Below are 1,435 nucleotides of genomic sequence, written 5' to 3'. Positions count from 1 at the left end.
GTAATCTCGCCTGTTTTAGCAGCAACTGTATGGGTTTTTAAATGCTCCCCATCTTTCGGGGTGACGGTAATAAAATCACTACCTTTCACATCAACTGCTTCTTTTGCCGCATCTTTTACATCATTTTTAGTCACGCTCACTTTATACGTTTCATTTGCAGAGCCTGCCGCCGCTCCAGATTGCGTTGAAACTGTCGCGATGTTATCTGTATCAGTAGAGGCTTCCACTTTCTCAATTGCTTGTCCTTGAGCTTTGGCTTTTAATTTACCATCAGTGGTAATCTCTAATGACCCCTCATCAATATTTAAACCAACTTTATAATCTGTTGTATGCTCTGATGCATTCTCAGTTGAAGTTAATTTAATTGGGCTATTATCCTCTTTTGATACGGTTGTTTTTTCTGAATGCACGGTAAATGTTTTACCTGTTGCATCGTCTTTTGTTTTATTTACGGTTACGTTTTTACCTGCTTCAACGGTTGTGGTATTTGCTTTCAACTGAGCCACGTTTACAGCGTCAGTATCTGCCACACCTGTTTTCACACCGCCAACAATATTGTTACCCATGTTAATGGTTGAGCCTGCACCTACGGTTAATTTACCGCCATCATTAATAGCCACCTCACCCGAAGTTACTTTATTAAAGATGACATCGTTATCCGTTGCAAAGGTAAAGTTTGCACCCTCACGTTTCACGCGTAAGTTTTTACCCGCTTTCAAGGTTAGCTTATCGCCTGCCGACATTGCTTGACCATCTGCATCATCTGCGTCATTGGTTTTCTCATTATCTGCAATCTCACCACCCTTGTTATCGGCTTTAGCAAACCATTTGGCTGAGTTAATCATATTAGCAACATTTCCAACGGTGGTGACTTTGTTGTCGTCGCCAGATTTCGCTTGAACTTGACCTTTTTTCTTCGCGTTGTTACCTGTTGTCGTCGTAGTGACTTCTTCAATCGCACCTGTCACTGCGTGCAATGTGCCACCTTCTTTACTTATGGTGGTGTTATCAACATTGACATCAAGTTTGTAGTCTTTTGCACCTGCAGAGTTTGTCGCACTGCTATCGATAGTGATAGGGCTATTTTCCGCTTTAGATACACTAGCTTGAGTGTTGGTGTCTTTTGCGTTAATTGTGAAGCTACCATTTCCATTATCCTTAACAGTGACATTATCTCCACCTGTTAAGCTTGCTACGTTCGCATTCACTTGAACATCGCCATTCTCACCCACAGAAACGGTTGTGCCTTGACCTGGTTTGAAGTTTAAGCTTTCACCTGGATTCACTACATTTTTAAGTGTGCCATTTTGTTTTAATTGGAAACCTGATTTTGCAATCGCATCGGCGACTGTTTTATCCGTCACTAAACCTGTTGCAGTTGTAATAGGGGTCACCGCACCTGTTGTTTCTGTGACAGTAATCTCGCCTGTTTTAG

General features: G+C 41.8%; 1 pseudogene. It reads right to left on the bottom strand.

Annotated elements, in window-relative coordinates:
* Positions 1 to 1,435: pseudogene (locus B0184_RS10575) on the bottom strand (hypothetical protein); the annotation flags it as partial.

It is taken from the genome of Haemophilus paraphrohaemolyticus, assembly GCF_002015045.1.
Taxonomy (GTDB): Bacteria; Pseudomonadota; Gammaproteobacteria; order Enterobacterales; family Pasteurellaceae; genus Haemophilus_A; species Haemophilus_A paraphrohaemolyticus.
Note: the sequence above shows the minus strand (reverse complement) of the source record. Positions and strands in the feature narration are given on the sequence as shown.